Annotated in this window: 14 protein-coding genes; 10 read left to right on the top strand and 4 right to left on the bottom strand. The window is 75.2% G+C overall.

The features are described from left to right. Window positions 1-32 precede the first annotated feature (32 nt). On the bottom strand, window positions 33-434 hold the full coding sequence (locus tag RMN57_RS29740) for a VOC family protein (RefSeq protein ID WP_313766365.1): 402 nt from the start codon (window positions 432-434) through the stop codon (window positions 33-35). 47 nt (window positions 435-481) lie between these two features. Further along, the gene (locus RMN57_RS29735) at window positions 482-1,282 is read right to left on the bottom strand and encodes a (2Fe-2S)-binding protein (protein ID WP_313766364.1); all 801 of its coding nucleotides are present in this window, start codon (window positions 1,280-1,282) and stop codon (window positions 482-484) included. 474 nt (window positions 1,283-1,756) lie between these two features. Here RMN57_RS29735 and RMN57_RS29730 point away from each other — a divergent pair, with 474 nt between their 5' ends. From RMN57_RS29730 to RMN57_RS29685, 10 genes are all read left to right on the top strand, one after another. Further along, window positions 1,757-2,722, top strand: a complete 966-nt coding sequence (locus RMN57_RS29730; RefSeq protein WP_313768015.1) for an iron ABC transporter permease — start codon at window positions 1,757-1,759, stop codon at window positions 2,720-2,722. Beyond that, on the top strand, window positions 2,719-3,774 hold the full coding sequence (locus RMN57_RS29725) for an iron ABC transporter permease (protein ID WP_313766363.1): 1,056 nt from the start codon (window positions 2,719-2,721) through the stop codon (window positions 3,772-3,774). The genes RMN57_RS29730 and RMN57_RS29725 overlap by 4 nt, the downstream gene beginning before the upstream one ends. Beyond that, entirely contained in the window at window positions 3,774-4,634 is an 861-nt protein-coding gene (locus RMN57_RS29720) for an ABC transporter ATP-binding protein (RefSeq protein WP_313766362.1), read from the top strand. The genes RMN57_RS29725 and RMN57_RS29720 overlap by 1 nt, the downstream gene beginning before the upstream one ends. A gap of 104 nt (window positions 4,635-4,738) precedes the next feature. Next, window positions 4,739-5,755: an iron-siderophore ABC transporter substrate-binding protein gene (locus tag RMN57_RS29715; RefSeq protein ID WP_313766361.1), complete on the top strand. Its 1,017-nt coding sequence runs from the start codon at window positions 4,739-4,741 to the stop codon at window positions 5,753-5,755. Between the two features lie 87 nt (window positions 5,756-5,842). Next, a complete protein-coding gene (locus tag RMN57_RS29710) occupies window positions 5,843-7,057 on the top strand; it encodes an ATP-grasp domain-containing protein (RefSeq protein WP_313766360.1) in 1,215 nt (404 codons plus the stop codon). After that, the gene (locus RMN57_RS29705) at window positions 7,054-8,880 is read left to right on the top strand and encodes an IucA/IucC family protein (RefSeq protein WP_380233483.1); all 1,827 of its coding nucleotides are present in this window, start codon (window positions 7,054-7,056) and stop codon (window positions 8,878-8,880) included. Before RMN57_RS29710 ends, RMN57_RS29705 begins: the two co-directional genes overlap by 4 nt. Continuing rightward, a complete protein-coding gene (locus RMN57_RS29700) occupies window positions 8,877-10,199 on the top strand; it encodes an MFS transporter (RefSeq protein ID WP_313766359.1) in 1,323 nt (440 codons plus the stop codon). Before RMN57_RS29705 ends, RMN57_RS29700 begins: the two co-directional genes overlap by 4 nt. Continuing rightward, window positions 10,196-11,914 (top strand): IucA/IucC family protein, encoded by a 1,719-nt coding sequence (locus RMN57_RS29695; protein ID WP_313766358.1) that lies wholly within the window; start codon window positions 10,196-10,198, stop codon window positions 11,912-11,914. Before RMN57_RS29700 ends, RMN57_RS29695 begins: the two co-directional genes overlap by 4 nt. Before the next feature lie 28 nt (window positions 11,915-11,942). Further along, window positions 11,943-13,175 (top strand): type III PLP-dependent enzyme, encoded by a 1,233-nt coding sequence (locus RMN57_RS29690; protein ID WP_313766357.1) that lies wholly within the window; start codon window positions 11,943-11,945, stop codon window positions 13,173-13,175. Between the two features lie 193 nt (window positions 13,176-13,368). After that, window positions 13,369-14,172, top strand: a complete 804-nt coding sequence (locus RMN57_RS29685; protein WP_313768013.1) for an inositol monophosphatase family protein — start codon at window positions 13,369-13,371, stop codon at window positions 14,170-14,172. 39 nt (window positions 14,173-14,211) lie between these two features. On the opposite strand, the gene RMN57_RS29680 is transcribed toward RMN57_RS29685, so the two are convergent. Together RMN57_RS29680 and RMN57_RS29675 are read right to left on the bottom strand one after the other, a co-directional pair. Beyond that, window positions 14,212-15,399 (bottom strand): cytochrome P450, encoded by a 1,188-nt coding sequence (locus tag RMN57_RS29680; RefSeq protein WP_313766356.1) that lies wholly within the window; start codon window positions 15,397-15,399, stop codon window positions 14,212-14,214. A gap of 143 nt (window positions 15,400-15,542) precedes the next feature. Next, window positions 15,543-16,301, bottom strand: coding sequence for a tRNA-dependent cyclodipeptide synthase (locus tag RMN57_RS29675; protein WP_313766355.1), 759 nt, complete (start codon window positions 16,299-16,301; stop codon window positions 15,543-15,545). Window positions 16,302-16,591: the final 290 nt, after the last annotated feature.

Raw genomic sequence — 16,591 nt, 5'->3', positions numbered from 1 at the left:
TATTTACGGCCGCCGCCCGCGCCGGGCGCGGCTCAGGCGCCCCAGGTGCGGGTGCAGAGCACCAGCCGGTACCCGTCCGGGTCGGCGACGGTGACGCCGAACTCGTCCCAGTACGGGTTGTGCGCCGGCACGCGCGTTCCGCCGGCGGCCTCCAGGCGCGCGACGACGGCCTCGTCCACCGGCGCACCCAGGTAGAGGACGAAGAGGTCGTCGACGGTCGGCGTCGGCTCCAGCGGCCGCTCGGGGTCGCGGGTCAGCTCGAAGTGCCAGGTGCCGCCGGGGAGGCCGACCATGACCAGGTCGTGCTCACCGGACACGCGCTCGGTGGAGCGCCAGAGCACCGAGAGGCCGAGGCCGTCGACGTAGAAGCGCTCGGCGGCGGCGAGGTCCCGGGAGGGGCGGGCGAGGCGGATCCGCGTAGTGGAGTCGATCATGCGATGAGCCTATCCGCCCACCGGGGCGCCAGGAGCCTGACAGCCGCTCAGAACCGCTGCAGCCGCTCCTCGTCGGAGGTGCGGGGGCAGGTGAGGCAGGCGGAGTCCGGGCGGATCGTGTAGTAGAGGCAGCAGCCGAGCCGGGTCCGGGTGTGGTGCTCCAGGCCGTCGGCGCCGCGCAGGACGCGGAAGTCGGCGGCGCCCGGGAGCGGCTGGGTGCCGCCGGGCAGCACCGATGCGGCGGCCGCGACGGCGGCGGCCTCCTGGTCGAGCATCCGGCCGAGGTACCAGACGGCGGAGGCCAGGTCGTCCGTGACCATGCCCCAGAGGGCGCGGGTGCCGCGCCGGGTGGGCCCGGCGAAGGCGGTCAGCAGCGGTTCCACGTGGGCGACGACGGCGGCGCGCAGCTCGGCGCGGAGTTCGTCGTCGCCCGGCAGGGTGCGGTGGGCGCGCGGGCGCAGTGCGAGGTCGCCGGTGGGGGCGTGCAGCCAGAGGTCGCGGGGGTCGATCACGGGCACGCGCCGGGCGAGGTGCCAGGGGCCGGCGATCAGGAGGCAGGCGGACCAGACGTAGTGGTGCAGCAGCCGGGAGGCGGCGACGTGCGGGCGCGGTGAGGTGCCGTGCTCCGCGGCGAGCGGGGCGATCCGGGCGGACTCGCCGGCCAGCGCCTCGGCCAAGGCGGCCGGATCGGCCGCGAGTTCGGCCGCGGAGTGCCAGCCCCGGGCGGGTGCGGGGTCCGGGTCCTCGGCCGCGAGCAGCGTGAGCGCGAGGGCCGGGCAGAGTTCCACCAGCCGCCGGTAGTCCGCGACGAGCGCCGCGTCGCCACGACGGACGCGCGAAGCGTCCACATGGCGGGACGACACCGCGCCAGCGCCGGGCGCGTGGGCGGTGCGCGCGAGCGCGGCGGGTGCAAGCGCGCCGGCTGCGAGCGCCGGGTGCGCCCCGCGGGTGGGCACACCGTCCGGGGCGGCCTGCGGGCCGGGGGCGAGCGGGCCGCCCGGCGCATCGTCAGCACAGAGAGAACCCCGTGCGGACGGGGCCGCGGGCATGGGTGTGGCACCCGAGATCATCGGCACTCCCGAGATCGATTAAGGTGAGGCTCACCTTACAGCCGCACCGAACCGCGCGATCGCCGACCCGCCCCGAGGGTCGGGCCACCCGTCCGGACCTGAACCCGGACAGCTCCACCCGGGACGGACGGATCGGGACAGGGCTTGACGAAGTTAGGCATGCCTAACCTAATATCTCGCATCGTGTTGAACACCGACCCGCCGACGGCCACCGCCCCGGCAGCACCCAGGGCCTCCGCCGTTCGGCGGCCCCTGCTGCTGACCGCCGGAGCCGGCGCGCTCGTCCTCTGCGTCGCACTGAGTCTCGCGCTCGGCTCCCGCTCCATTCCGATCTCCACCGTGGTCGACGCCCTGACCGGCTCCGGGTCCGGTGGCGACGCCGACGTGGTGACGGGCCTTCGGGTCCCCCGCACGATCATCGGCCTGGCCGTCGGCGCCGCGCTCGGCGTCGCCGGGGCCGTCGCCCAGGGCGTCACCCGCAACCCGCTGGCCTCGCCGATCACGCTCGGCATCAACGCCGGCGCGAGCTTCGCCGTGGTCGCCGCGATCTACTCCCTCGGGCTCTCCCAGCCGGTCCAGTACGTCTGGTTCGCCTTCCTCGGAGCGGCCGTCGCCGCGGTGGCGGCGTTCGCGATGTCCCGGCGCGGCGGGGACCTCGACCCGGTCCGGCTGGCGCTCGGCGGCACCGTGCTCACCGTGGTGCTCACCTCCTGGACCTCCGCGCTGATGCTGGCCAGCCACCGCACGCTGGACGAGGCCCGGTTCTGGCTGGCCGGCTCGATCGCCGGGCGGCACCTCGACACCCTCACGCCCGTCCTGCCGTTCCTGGCCCTCGGCCTGATCGGCGCCTTCGCCGTCGCTCCCGCGCTCAACGCGCTGGCCCTCGGCGACGAGGCCGCGCAGTCGCTCGGCGTGCCGGTCGCGCGGATCCGCGTCCTCGGCGGCCTCGCCGTCGTGCTGCTCGCCGGCAGCGCGGTCGCCGTCGCCGGACCGGTCGCCTTCATCGGCCTCGCCGCCCCGCACCTGGTCCGGCCGCTGCTCGGCAACGACCACCGCTGGCTGCTGCCCGGCTGCCTGATCACCGGTCCGCTGCTGCTGCTCGCCGCCGACGTGCTGGGGCGTCTGGTGGTCCGGCCGTCCGAGATCGAGGTCGGCATCGTGACGGCCTTCCTCGGCGCGCCGCTGCTCGCCGTGCTCGCCCGGAAGGTGGCCCGATGACCGCGCTCACCCTGGACACCGCGGCGCGGGCGGCCGCGGGCACGAGCGCCGCCCGTCGCCGTGCCCGGACCGCCGCCTGGTCCCTGCTGGCCGCCGCGCTGCTGGTGCTGCTCACCGGCGTCGCGCTCGGCACCGGGCAGGTGAAGATGTCCGTCTGGGACGCGCTGCGCGCCCTGGTCGGCGTCGGCGACGCCGGAAACGTGCTGGTGGTGCAGGAGTTCCGGGCCCCCCGGGTGGTCTCGGCGCTGATCGCCGGCGCCGGACTCGCCGTGGCCGGCTCGATGCTGCAGCGGCTCTTCCGCAACCCGCTGGCCTCCCCCGACACCATCGGCGTCACCGGCGGGGCCTCCTTCGGCGCCGTCCTGATGCTCGCCACCGGCGCCTCGCAGGAGCTGATCCCGCTCGCCGCGCTCGGCGGCGGCCTGCTGGCCGCGCTGCTGCTCGGCGGCTTCGCCTGGCGCTCGCGGATGGCGGTGACCCGGTTGGTGCTGGTCGGCCTGGCGGTCCAGCAGGGCCTCGCCGCGGCGGTCAACCTGATGATCGTCCGGTTCCCCGCCGAGCTCGCCGCCTCCGCGATGCAGTGGACCACCGGCTCGCTTTACGGGCGCAACTGGACCGAGGTCTGGATCGGCGGCACCGCCATCGCGGTCACCGCCGCCGTCGCGGTGCTCTGCCACCGCCGGGTCGCCGTCCTGGACCTCGGCGACGACTCGGCCGGCGGCCTCGGCCTCAACCCGAACCGCGACCGGCTGCTCCTGCTGCTCCTGACCATCGCGCTCGCCTCGCTCGCCGCCGCGCTGACCGGGCCGGTCGCCTTCGTCGCGCTCGCCGTGCCGCACCTGGTCCGGCTGCTGGCCGGGCCGCCGACCCTCGGCACCCTCGGCCTCACCGCGCTCACCGGCGCCGTGCTGCTGCTCTCCTCGGACCTCCTCGTGCTCCACGTGATCCCCGTCCACGGCCTGCCGGTCGGTGCCGTCACCGCCACCCTCGGCGCGCCCTGGCTCCTGGTGCTGATGATCCGCCAGGGCCGACTCCCCCAGAGGAGCAACTGATGACCGCCGCCACCGACCGGCAGCCCGCGAGCGAGGGGCCGACCGGCGCCAACCGGCTCGCCGCCCACGGCCTCCATCTGAGGTACGGCAACCGGGTGATCGTGGACGGGCTCGACCTGGAGCTGCCCGGCGGCGCCGTCACGGCGATCGTCGGCCCGAACGCCTGCGGCAAGTCCACCCTGCTGCGCGGCCTGGTCCGGCTGCTCGACCCGGCCGCCGGAACCGTCACCCTGGACGGCTCCGACATCCACCGGATGCCGGCGCGGGCGCTGGCCAAGCGGATGGGCCTGCTGCCGCAGCAGCCGGTCACCCCCGAGGCGATCACCGTCGAGGCGCTGGTGCGGCTCGGCCGCTTCCCGCACCAGCGGATGCTCAGCCCGTGGTCCAAGGCCGACCAGGCCGCGGTCGAGGAGGCGCTGGCCCGCACCGGCACCGACGTGCTGCGCGACCAGCAGGTGGACCGGCTCTCCGGCGGCCAGCGCCAGCGGGCCTGGATCGCCCTGGCGCTCGCCCAGGACACCGAGCTGCTGCTGCTCGACGAGCCGACCACCTTCCTGGACCTGCGGCACCAGCTGGACGTCCTCGACCTGGTCGCCGACCTGCACGCCGAGGCCGGCCGCACCGTCGTCATGGTGCTGCACGACCTCGGCCAGGCCGCCCGCTACGCCGACCACCTGGTGGTGCTCAAGGACGGCCGGCTGGCCGCCGCCGGAGCGCCCACCGAGGTGCTGACGGCGGAGCTGGTCGAGGAGGTCTTCCAGGTGCCCTGCCGGGTGGTGCCCGACCCGGAGACCGGCACCCCGCTGGTCGTACCACGGGCACGGACCCGATCGCGGGCCGCCGCCACTTCCTCGGGCTGATCCCCCTTCCGTCTTCCGGCCGCCCCGTCCACCCGCGGGCCGAGCCGGTATCCCACCCTGCCCGGAACCGTCCGGCAACCCCGCACCAGAGACAAGGAACCGTCATGAACCGCTCCGTCCGCGCCCGCAGACTCCCCGTCGCCGTCCTGGCCGTCGCGCTCTCCACCACGCTGCTCGCCGCCTGCGGTGGCAACGGCGACTCCAAGGACGCCGCCAAGCCCGCCGGCGACGCCGCCTCGGCCGCCGCCGGCTCCGGCGCGGTCTTCCCGCGCAGCGTCACGCACGCCGCCGGCACCGCCGAGATCAAGGCCCAGCCGAAGCGCGTCGTGGTCCTGGACAGCGGCGAGCTGGACGACGTCACCCTGCTGGGCATCACCCCGGTCGGCGCGGTCTCCCCGCACATGAAGACCGAGGGCGGCTTCCCGGGCTACCTCAAGGACAAGATCAAGGACACCAAGGACGTCGGCCCGATGGCCGAGCCGAACCTGGAGCTGATCGCCTCCCTGAAGCCCGACCTGATCCTCTCCTCGAAGGTCCGGCACGCCAAGGTCTACGACAAGCTGAACGCCATCGCGCCGACCGTGCTGGCCGAGACCACGGGCTTCCCGTGGAAGGAGAACCTCGCGCTCTACGCACAGGCGCTCGGCAAGGAGGCCGAGGCGAAGAAGGCGCTCGCCGACTACGAGGCCCGCGCCGCCAAGCTCGGCGAGGCGATCAAGGCCAAGTACAACGGCACTGCGCCGACCGCCTCCGTGGTCCGCTTCGTCGCCGGCCCGACCCGCCTCTACCAGAAGCAGTCGTTCAGCGGCGTCGTGCTGAAGGACGCCGGCCTGGGCCGCCCGGCCTCGCAGGACGTCGACAAGTCGATGCTGGAGGTCAGCGCCGAGCAGATCAACCAGGCCGACGCCGACCTGGTCTTCGTCACCGTCGCCGACGACCCGACCAAGACCAAGCAGAGCGAGGTCCAGGGCACCCCGGTCTGGCAGGGCCTGAACGCCGTCAAGAACAACAAGGTGTTCAACGTGCCGGACGAGACCTGGATGTCCGGCATCGGCGTCCAGGCCGCCGACGCCATGCTCGGCGACATCGCCAAGGCCACGGGCGTCGACGCGCCCAAGTAACCACCCCGACGGACGGGGCGGGCCGCCCGCACGACGGCCCGCCCCACCCCCAGCCCGGCTCCCCCCACGGAGAGGACCACGCCGACCATGCGGCTCTACCTGCTCGCCCACAACCCCACCGACTCGGTCACCGAAGGCTTCCTGCCGGCCGCCGTGCGGCTCGGGCTCGACGTCACGGTCCTCACCGACCACGCCGAACAGCACCGACGCGCCTACGCCGGAACGGAGTTCGCGCCCGAGGTGGTGGAGTGCGAGGTCCGGGACTTCCGCGAGGTCGTCGGTCTGATCTCCCGGCACCACACCCCGGACGCCGTGTTCAGCAACAGCGACCACCTGCAGACCCAGACCGCCCTGGCCGCCGAGTACTTCGGGCTGCCGGCCAAGGACTGGAAGGCCGCGCTGCGGGCCAAGAACAAGGGCGAGCTGCGCCGCCACCTGACCGCCGCCGGCCTGGACACCGTCCGCTCGGTCGAACTCGACCCCGGGCAGGACCCGGCCCTCCTACGGGAAGCCGACCTGTCGTTCCCGCTCGTGCTCAAGCCCCGCGAGGGCGTCGCCAGCGAGGACGTCTCGCTGGTCGCCGACATCGCCGAGCTGGAGCAGCGCTGCAAGGAGATCCAGCACCGCCGGCCCGGTGCCGCGCTGGTCGTCGAGGAGTTCCTCGACGGGCAGTTGTGCACACTGGAGACGCTCGGCGACGGCCGGACCCGCCACGTCCTCGGCGGCCTCCGGACCAGGCTCTCGCCTCCCCCGTACTTCATCGAGGAGATGCTGGAGTTCGTCCCGGCCCACCCGGCGGCCGTGGTCGAGCAGGTCCTGGCCCAACTCGACGCGATCGGGGTCGGACTCGGCGCCTGCCACACCGAGTTCGTCGTCCAGCCGGACGGCCGCGCCCGGATCATCGAGGTCAACTACCGTGCCATCGGCGACCAGTGCGACCTGATGCTCGCCGAGATCCTCGGCATCCCGCTGTTCGAGCACATCCTCGCCGTGCACCTCGGCCGGGAGCTCCCCGCCGACCTCGGCGAGCGCTGCGCCGCCACCCCGCGACGGGCCCGCAACGAACCGGTCTGCGCCGACCGGGCCGGCACCCTCACCGCCGCGCCCGGCCCGTACGACGAGGAGTGCGACGGCGTCCGGCTCGCCTACCGGCCGCTGCGCGCACTCGGCGAGCAGCACGAGCACTACCACACCAACCGGGACTACCTGGGCGTGATCTGGGCCGTCGGGACCGACCAGGCCGCCGTGGACACCTCGGTCGCCCGGTTCATCGCGGCCAACCGCTGGGAGATCACGCCGTGACCGCCGGCCCGGGGGCCCGGCCGACCGGTGGGCGGGCCGGCGTCCCCCGCACCGCCGCACCCGTGCCGGCCGACGCGCTGGCGCTGCGGGTGCTCTCCGCGCTGCTGCGCGAGGACGTCCTCGGCCTGCGCACCCGCAGCACCGTCGAAGAGCGGCCGGACGGCCGCTGGCTCCGGCTCGGCCTCGGCTCCCGGACGGTGGCGCTGCCGGTGGCCGAGGAGGGCTTCCAGTGCGAGTACGCCGCCCGGCTGCCGCTGCTGGAGGTCGACGGCGCCGAACTCGGCGACCTCGACCGGGCCGTGGCCGCCCTCGCCGGCCTCGCCGACCCCGAGGACGGCGCGGGCTGGCGCGCCTTCGCCGAGGAGTGCCGCCAGACCCGCGCGACCATGGAGTTGCACGAGCGCTCCCGCGCCGAGGTGCACACCCGGCTCGCCGACCTCTACGGCGCCGACCCCGCGTACTGGACCGGCCCCACCGCCACCCTCGCCCTCGACACCCTGGCCGCCTACCTCGACCATCCGGTCTACCCCACCGCGCGCGGCCGGGCCGGCCTGACCGAGTCACAGCTGCACCGCTACGCACCCGAGTTCCACTCGGCCTTCGAACTGCGCTGGCTGGCCGTACCGGCCGGCGCGGTCACCGTGCACGGCACGGAGCCGCTGCCCAGCTGGTGGCCCAGCCCCGCCTGGCTCGGCCTCGACCTGGAGGGCGACTGGCGCACGCTCCCGGTGCACCCGCTCTCCGTCGGTGCCCCGCTCGACGAGGCGCTGCGGGCGACCGGCCTCGACGGGCGCGCCGTGCTCGCCGACCGGCCCTACCTGACCGTCGTGCCCACCCTCTCCATGCGCACCGTCGCCGTCGCCGAGGACCCCGGCTGCCACCTCAAGCTGCCGCTGGCCACCGCCACCCTCGGGCTGCGGAACCGGCGCACCATCAAGCCCGGCACGCTGGTCGACGGCGCCGCCGGCCAGCGGCTGGTCGAGGCCGTGCTCGCCCGCGAGCCGCGCTTCGCCGGCCGAATCCTGCACGCCGACGAACAGACCTGGGCGCACGCCGGCCACGAGCTGCTGGCCGTCCTGCTCCGCCGCTACCCCGGCCCGGAGCTGGAGCGCCCGGTCACCGTGCCACTGGCCGCGCTGCTGGCGCCGGCCCCCGGCGGCCGCCTGGTGATCGACCATCTCGCCGACCGGTTCCACGGCGGCGACCCGGTCGCCCTCTACGACGCCGTGCTGGAACTGCTCCTCGACTGGCAGGCCACCCTCTTCGGCTACGGCATCGCCCTGGAGTCCCACCAGCAGAACACCTCGCTGGTCCTGGACGAGAACGGCCCCCTGCGGCTGCTCTACAAGGACGACGACGGCCCGCGCGTCCACGCCGACCGGCTCGCCACCACGCTCGGCGAACTCGCCCCCGCCCCGGTGGACTTCGACGATGCGAGGATCTTCGGTACCGACGACCGGCCGCTGACCGACCTGTTCACCACCATCACCGGGCACCTCTGCACCGGAGCGACGGCGTTCGGCCTCGCCGGCCACGGCCGTGCCGGACTCGGCGAGCTGCTGTCGCTGCTGCGCAAGCGGACGGCCGAGGCCGTCGAGCGGATCGGGCCGGCCGGGGCACCGCTGCGAGCCGCCCTGCTGGACGCCGAGCGGCTGCCGGTCAAGGCGATGGTCACGGCGGGGACGCTGCTCAGCAAGCAGCGGTCCGGCGCCGCCGACATCAACAAGCACTACACGGACGGGCCCAACTACCTTCTGGTGAACGGCTCCACGCACACCGGTCGGGGCTCTCACGACCACCCGCCGCAGGACCGCCCGCGATGACCGTCGACGCGCTGGCGCAGCACTCCGGCAGCGACGCGGCCGCCCGCGCCGACGGGCTCGGCCGGCGCCAGGTGCACGCCGTCGCCGCCTGCTACTTCGTCGCCTCCTTCGCCGCGCTCGGCCTGCCGCCGTACCTGACGGCGATCCTGCCCGCGCTGGGCGACACCCAGGGCCGCTGGGCCGGCGTGCTCTACATCGTGCCGACGGTGTTCAGCGCGCTCGGCGCCCCGCTCTGGGGGCGGCTCGCCGACCGGTTCGGCCGCAAGCGCCTGCTGCTCCGCGCCCAACTCGGCCTCACCGTCTCCTTCCTGCTCGCCGGCGCCGCCGACAGCCTGCCCGCGTTCACCCTCGCCCTGGTCCTCCAGGGGCTCCTGGGCGGCACCTTCGCCGCGACCAACGGCTACCTGGCCGCGGCCCTCGACGGCTCACGGCTCTCCTGGGCGCTCACCCTGATGCAGGGCAGTGCGCGGGCCGCCCTGGTCGCCGCGCCCATCCTGGTCGGCACGCTGTCGCCGTGGATCGACCCGCACCGGCAGTACCTGCTGATGGCCGTCCTGCCGCTGGCCGCCGCCGTGCTGCTCTCGCTGCTGCCGGAGCCGGCCCGGCCGGCCGCCGCCACGGTCTGCACCGCCGACGCCGAGGGCGAGGCCGGGGGCGCGATCGCGGGCGGCCCCGGGACCGCGAGCACCGGCTGGACCACGAGCACCGGCGGGGCCGGGGCGGCGGACGAGGCCGAACCGGCCGCGGCCGCCCGCAGGCCGCTCACCGTGCTCTACGCCTTCGAGTTCGCCTTCGTCTTCGCGACGATCATCTCCTTCCCCTACCTGATCTCCCTGGCCGAGGAACGGCTCCCCGGGGTCTCCGAGACCACCACCGGCGTGCTGTTCGCGCTGCCGCACCTCTGCTACCTGGCATTCGCCGCCCGTACCCACGCCGTCTTCCTCGCCCGCCCGCGCGCCGGGATCGCGCTCGGCTTCGGCTTCGTGGCCCTCGGCCTGGCCGGACACGCCGTCGCCTACTCGCTGCCGGCCTTCGTGGCCGTCCGGCTGCTGCTCGGCGCCGGGCTCACCCTGGGCCTGGTCTGCCTCTCCGTGCTGGCCGCCGAGGCCGCGCGGGGCCGGGCGCCGGGCCGGATGTTCGGCACCCTCGAATTCGTCTCCAAGGGCGGCGCCGTGGTCGCCGGCGCCGTCGCGGCGCTGGCCAACGGCCGGTTCGGCGCCGCCGCCCCCGTGCTGGTCGGCACCGCCGCCGCACTGCTGGCCGCCGCCGCGGCGACCGCACTCGCCGCCCCTTCCCTCAAGCGCTGGAGTCACCGATGACCCGCGAACTGCCGACCGCCGACCATGCGGTGGCCCACACCCTGCTCAACTGCCTGCTGCGCGAGGTCTCCGCACCCGAGCACCAGACCGCCGTCGCCGACGGCCGGCTGCTGATCCGGCTCCCCCGGCGCGGCGTCCTGCTGCGGGTCGCGCTGCGCCGCACCTCACTGCTCGGCGCGCACCGCTTCACCGGCCCGGTGGAGGAGGAACGGCTCGACGGCTGGTCCGAGTCGGACTGGCGCTCGCTCGCCGACCACGTCCAGGGCGAGCTGGAGCTGCGCACCGGAACGGTGAACGAGGAGTTCCTCGACCAGCTGACGTCCAGTCACGCCGGCGTGCTGGCCGGCCTGGAGAACCGCCCCGCCGCCGGCCCGGACCGCTACCTGGAGTCCGAGCAGGCCCTGCTCTTCGGGCACCGCTTCCACCCGGCGCCCAAGTCCCGCTCCGCCGAGCGCGGCGACTGGCGCTCCTACGCGCCCGAGTCGCGGGCCGAGTTCCGGCTGCGCCACCTGGCCGTCCGGGCGGAGCTCGTCGCGGAGTCGTCGACCGACCCGGCGGCGACCGCGCTGCTGGACGGCCTGCGCGAGGTGCCGGACGGCTACCGGCTGCTGCCCGCGCACCCCTGGCAGTTCCAACTCCTCGCCGATCACCCACTGTTGCGCGGCGCCCTGGAGCGCGGGGACGTCCTGGACCTCGGCCCCGGCGGCGAGCCGTTCGCCGCCACCGCCTCGGTGCGCACCCTGCACGGCGCGGGCGCGTTCCTGAAGTTCAGCCTCAACGTGCGGATCACCAACTGCCTGCGGAAGAACGCCGCGTACGAGCTGACCGGCGCGGTGGCGCTGACCCGGCTGCTCGCCCCCGCGCTGGCCGACCTCGCCGAGCGCTTCCCGGACGCCGCGATGCTGCGCGAGCCGGCCTTCCGGACGCTGGCGCTGCCCGGCGCGGACGGCCTTCCCGACCGGTCGCTCTACGAGGGCTTCGGCCTGATCGTCCGCGAGGGCCTCACCGACCTGGTGCGCCCCGGCGTCACCCCGCTGCTGGCCGCGGCCGTGGCCGACGAGCACCCGACCAGCTCGGCCCACATCTCGGAGCTGCTCGGCCCGGACGCCGACGCGCGGGCGGCCCTGGAGTGGTGGACCGCCTACCTGCGGCTGCTCGTCCCGCCGGTGCTGGCCGCCTACTTCGACCACGGCGTCGTGCTGGAGCCGCACCTGCAGAACGTGCTGATCGGCGTGGACGCCGACGGCCGCCCCGCCCAGGTGCTCTTCCGCGACCTGGAGGGCACCAAGCTGGTCCCCGAGCGGAACGCCGCCGTGCTGGCCGCCCTGCCGCCCGAGGTGGCCGGGCCGATGGCCTACGACGCCGAACGCGGCTGGGACCGGGTGGTGTACTGCCTCCTGGTCAACCACGTCGCCGAGCTGCTCGCCGCCCTCGCCGACCGCCACCCGGAGGCCGAGGGAGCCCTCTGGGAGGCCGTGCGGCGCGTGCTGGAGGAGTACGCCGCCGCCCACGGCCGGCCGCCCCGGCTGCGCGCGCTGCTCGCCGGGGTGCCGCTGCCGGCCAAGGCCAACCTGCTGACCCGCTGGGGGCGCCGCCCCGACCGCGAGGCCGGCTACGTGCGGCTGCCGTCCCCGCTCGGCCGCTCGGTCCTGGCCGGCGCGGCGCAGCTGGCGCCGCAGAGCGCCGCCCGGACGCCGGCGTGGAGCGCCCGATGAACGACACCCTGCCGCTGGGAGGCACCCGATGACCGACACCGTCCGCCGACACGTCGCCGGGCTGGCGCCGGACGCGCTGCCCGCCTTCGTCCACGACCTGGCGGCGCTGCGCGCGCACGCGGCCGCCGTCCGGGCCGCGCTGCCCGAGCGCGTCGAGCTGTACTACGCCGCCAAGGCCAACCCCGACGCCCCCGTGCTGGCCGCGCTGCGGTCGGCGGTGGACGGCTACGAGGTATCCAGCGGCGGCGAGTTGGCGCACGTGCGGCAGTCCGTGCCGGACGCCCCGCTGGCCTTCGGCGGGCCGGGCAAGACGGAGGCCGAGATCGCCGCCGCCGTCGAGGCCGGGGTGCACCGCTGGCACGTCGAGAGCGAGCAGGAGCTGCACCGGCTCGCCGCCGTCCTGACCGACCGGCCGCAGGCCTCGGTGAACGTGCTGCTGCGGGTGAACCTGCCGGTGGGCGCGGGCGCCCTGGACACGGTCGCCCTGGCGATGGGCGGCCGGCCGACGCCGTTCGGCCTGGACCCGGAGCGCGCCGAGGCCTGCGCCCGCCTGCTGACCGACCCGCTCGGCCCGTTCGGCGCGCTCCGCCCGCGGCTGCGGCTGCGCGGGGTGCACGCCCACCTGGCGAGCGGGCTCGCCGCGGAGGAGCAGCTGGCGCTCGCCGAGCAGATCGTCGGCTGGTCGGCGCGGCTGGCCGAGCGGCACGCCGTCGCGCTCGACGAGGTCAACGTGGGCGGCGGCATGGCCGTCGACTACGCCGACCCGCAGGCCCGCTTCGACTGGACGGCGTTCGGCGAGGGCCTCGGCAAGCTGCTCGACCGCCACCCCGGGCTGACCCTGCGGATCGAGCCGGGCCGGGCACTGACGGCGTACTGCGGCTGGTACGCCACCGAGGTGCTGGACGTGAAGCAGAGCTACGGGGAGGACTTCGCGGTCGTCCGCGGCGGCACCCACCACCTGCGCACGCCGGCCACCCGGGGGCACGACCAGCCGTTCGCCGTGCTGCCGGTCGAGGCCTGGTCGCACCCGTGGCCGCGCCCCGCCGTCACCACGGGCCGGGCCACCCTGGCGGGCCAGCTCTGCACCCCCAAGGACGTCCTCGCGCGCAGCGCGCCGGCCGCGGCCGGGCTCCGCACGGCGGACCGGGTGCTCTTCGCCATGGCGGGCGCCTACGCGTGGAACATCTCGCACCACGACTTCCTGATGCACCCGCACCCGGGCTTCCACTACCTCGACGACGATGCGGCGGCCGGCGGCTGACGGCCGGCGCCGGCAGATCCCGGCCGACGGACCCCGAAGTCCGTCGGCCGAAGTCCGTCGGCCGAGGTCGTCGGCCGACCGCCCGAGGGCGGCCGCCGCCCCACCGGACCGCCCCCCGGTCCGGCCCCCGCCGCAGGTAGGCACCGCACAGACGTGCGAGAGTGGTAGCCAGCGAAGGGAGCGCGCAGTGCTGATGGACAGGGTGGCGGAGATCCTCGCCGAGGCGTCTGCCGAGGCGGTGGAGCCGCGGTTCCGGGCGCTGACGGCTGGCGAGGTGATGGAGAAGGCCCCCGGTGAGGTGGTGACGATCGCCGACCGCGAGGCCGAGGCGATCATCGAGCGCCGTCTGCGCGAGCTGCTGCCCGTGCCGGTGGTCGGCGAGGAGGCCGTCGCCGCCGATCCCGCCCTCGCCCGCGCACTGCACTCCGAGCCCGCCGTCTGGCTGGTCGACCCGGTGGACGGGACGTCCAACTTCATCGCCGGCCGCCCCGACTACGCCGTGATGGCCTCCCTGGTCCGCTCCGGCCGGACCGTGGCCTCCTGGATCTGGCAGCCGACCCACGCCGTCTGCTACACCGCCGAGCTGGGCGCCGGCGCCTGGCGCAACGGCCACCGTCTCACCCGGCCGCCCGCGCCGGCCGCCCCCGCCGAGTGGCGCGGCGCGGTGAAGAGCCGCTTCCTGGACCCGGAGCGGCGCCGCCGGGTGGAGGCGGGCAGCGCGGCCTTCGGCGAGGTGACCCCGGGCCGGCACGCCGCCGGGATCGAGTACCCGGAGCTCGCCGAGGGCGGGCTGGACTTCATCCTCTACTGGCGCACCCTGCCCTGGGACCACGCCCCCGGCTCGCTCCTGGTCACCGAGGCCGGCGGGGTCTCCGCCCGCCTGGACGGCAGCCCCTACCGCCCCGAGGAGCCGGGCGGCGAGAACGGGCTCCTGGTGGCCGCCGACCGGGAGACCTGGGAGCGGACCCGCGCCGTCCTGCTCGGCCCGGCCGACTGAGGTCCGGCCGGGCCGACCGCGGGCCCGTCCCCTGCGGACTCACCAGACCACGGGGAGCCGCTCCGGCAGGCGCTTGATGAAGCCGGGCCGCCAGGCCAGCTGCTCGGCCGGCAGGGCCAGCCGCAGGCCCGGCAGGCGCTCGACCAGCGCCGTGATCGCGATCTCCGCATGGGTGCGGCCGAGCGCCGACGCCGGGCAGAAGTGGCGGCCGGCGCCGAAGGCCAGGTGCGGGTTGTCGGTCCGGTCGAAGTCGATGCGCTCCGGCTCCGGGAAGACCGCCGGGTCGTAGTTGGCGCCCTCGACCAGCACCAGCACCAGCTCGCCCTCCTTCACCTGCACGTCACCCAGCCGGACGTCCGCGAGCGCGATCCGGGGCAGCGCGTCGCCGATGGACAGGTTCACCCGCAGCAGCTCGTCCACCGCCCGGCCGATCAGGGCCGGCTCCCGGCGCAGCCGCTCGGCCAGCTCCGGCTGCCGGGCGAGGTAGATGATCGCGTGCAGCAGGAACGACGAGGTGGAGACGGCACCCGCGCCGAACAGCGAGAGCGCGACGGTGGCCAGCAGCTCGTCACCCACCCGGTCGGACACCTCGGGCGAGCGGCGCAGCTCGACGAACCGGCCGAGCAGGCCCTCCTCGGGCTCCGGGTCGGCGTTGAGCCGCCCGACCATGTAGCCGAGGTCCTTGTACCAGTTGGGCGCGGCGCCCTCGAACGGGACGGGGCTGGTCAGGAAGGCCACGTCGATGCCGGCCATCAGGCGCCGCCAGTCGTCGGTCGGGATGCCGAGCAGCCGGCAGTGCAGGGCGGCCGAGTACGGCTCGGTGAAGCCGTCGCGCAGCTCGGCCGGCGCGCCCTGCTCGACCAGCGTGTCGATCAGCCGGTGGGCCTGCGCCTGCAGCCAGCCGTCCAGCTCCTTGTCGGCACGCGGCGAGAGGGTCTTCATGACGGCGTTGCGCAGTCCCGCGCTGTTGATGTTGCCCATGTTGTTGACCACCTCCGGCGGGATGGTCAGCGCGTACTGGCGCGGGACGCCGGGGTTGGCGGTGTCCTTGAGGCTGAACCGCTCGTCCTCCAGCACCTGCTTGGCCAGCGCGTAGCTGCTGACCAGCCAGGCGGGGTCACCGGTCATGGTGCGGACCCGGGCGACGGGCTGCTCCTCGCGCAGCCGGTCGGCCTCCTCCGGCAGCACGTCGCCTCTGCGGGAGAGCGGGAAGGTGGGATCGGTCATGGCTGAACTCCGTTGCGGATCGGGGCGGTACGGACGGTACGGACGGGGACGCGGCGGTACGGGCGGGCGGGCGGGAGCGGGAGGGGACGGAAGGGGGTGGGTGGCACGGAGGCGGGGCCGCCCGGGCGGCCCCGGCCGGCGGCTCAGGCCGCGCGGGCCCGCAGCCCGGCCGGCGCGGACAGCGGCGGGGCGGCCGGACGGACCACCGCGTACGCCTGGCCGGGCGCCGCACGCAGGCCTTCGTCGCGGCCGAACAGGACGGGGGTGAGCGGGAGTTCGATGTGGTAGCAGCTGACCGAGGAGGCCACGCCGAGCAGCGCCGGGGTGTCCAGGAAGAACGGCAGCTCGGCGGCGATGTACTGCAGGCCGGCGGCGAGCTGCAGCTCGTTCGGCGCCAGCCCCTCGTCCATCCGGGCGGCCAGGAAGCCGCGCGCCATGCCCTCGGCGGCCTCCCGGAACTCCCGGTCGGTCCGGAGCGCGTCGACCACCTGGTGGTGCAGCCGCCCGTACGCGGGGTGGCCGGTGAACTCGGAGAGCGCGTGGGCCCGGACGTTGTCGGGTTCGCCGGCCTCCTCGGCGCCGCGCGCGATCCGCCGCGCGGTGGCCTTGACCTCCTTGGCGGCCCGCCGCCGGGCGTGCTCCGCGGTGTAGCCGAAGGCCGCGAACTGCGCCTCGACGTGCAGGTCCGCGTGGACGATGTCGATCCGCTCGAAGAACTCGCTCCCCCACCTGATGAGTTCGGATATTCGACGGTGGCTGAAGTAGCTGTTTCCCGGGCTGACACCGATGAGCAGGTGGTCGCCGCGCCGCCAGATCTCCCGGCAGCGGGCGGAGAACGGAAGTGCCTCGTACGCGGTCCGATCGATGGTGACGGCGCTTTCGCCCGGGACGGTTTCGCGCATGCCTGGTCTCCGCTTCGCAGAAATGGTCAAGGGATTGGTCGTGCGCGGCTTCGCGCGGTTCCCGCCGGCTCCGCCGGTGCACGCGGTGAACGCCGGCCGGTATCGGCGCACGCGGTTCCATCGGGATTCACGGAATTGCACGGCGGATAGGCGGAGTTCACCCGGGTGTAAGGGTGAGCTCACCGCATGCTGATAGTGCGTGCCTGGTCAGGCGGCCAACCCCGGCGAGCCGTGTGCGCTTGGTGGGGCGGCGACCACATGAAGTTACCGCCGGTTCTCGGGATCTCCGC

The sequence above is a fragment of the Kitasatospora sp. CM 4170 genome (assembly GCF_032110285.1).
GTDB classification, from domain to species: Bacteria; Actinomycetota; Actinomycetes; order Streptomycetales; family Streptomycetaceae; genus Kitasatospora; species Kitasatospora aburaviensis.
This window is presented reverse-complemented; position numbering and strand designations above follow the sequence as displayed.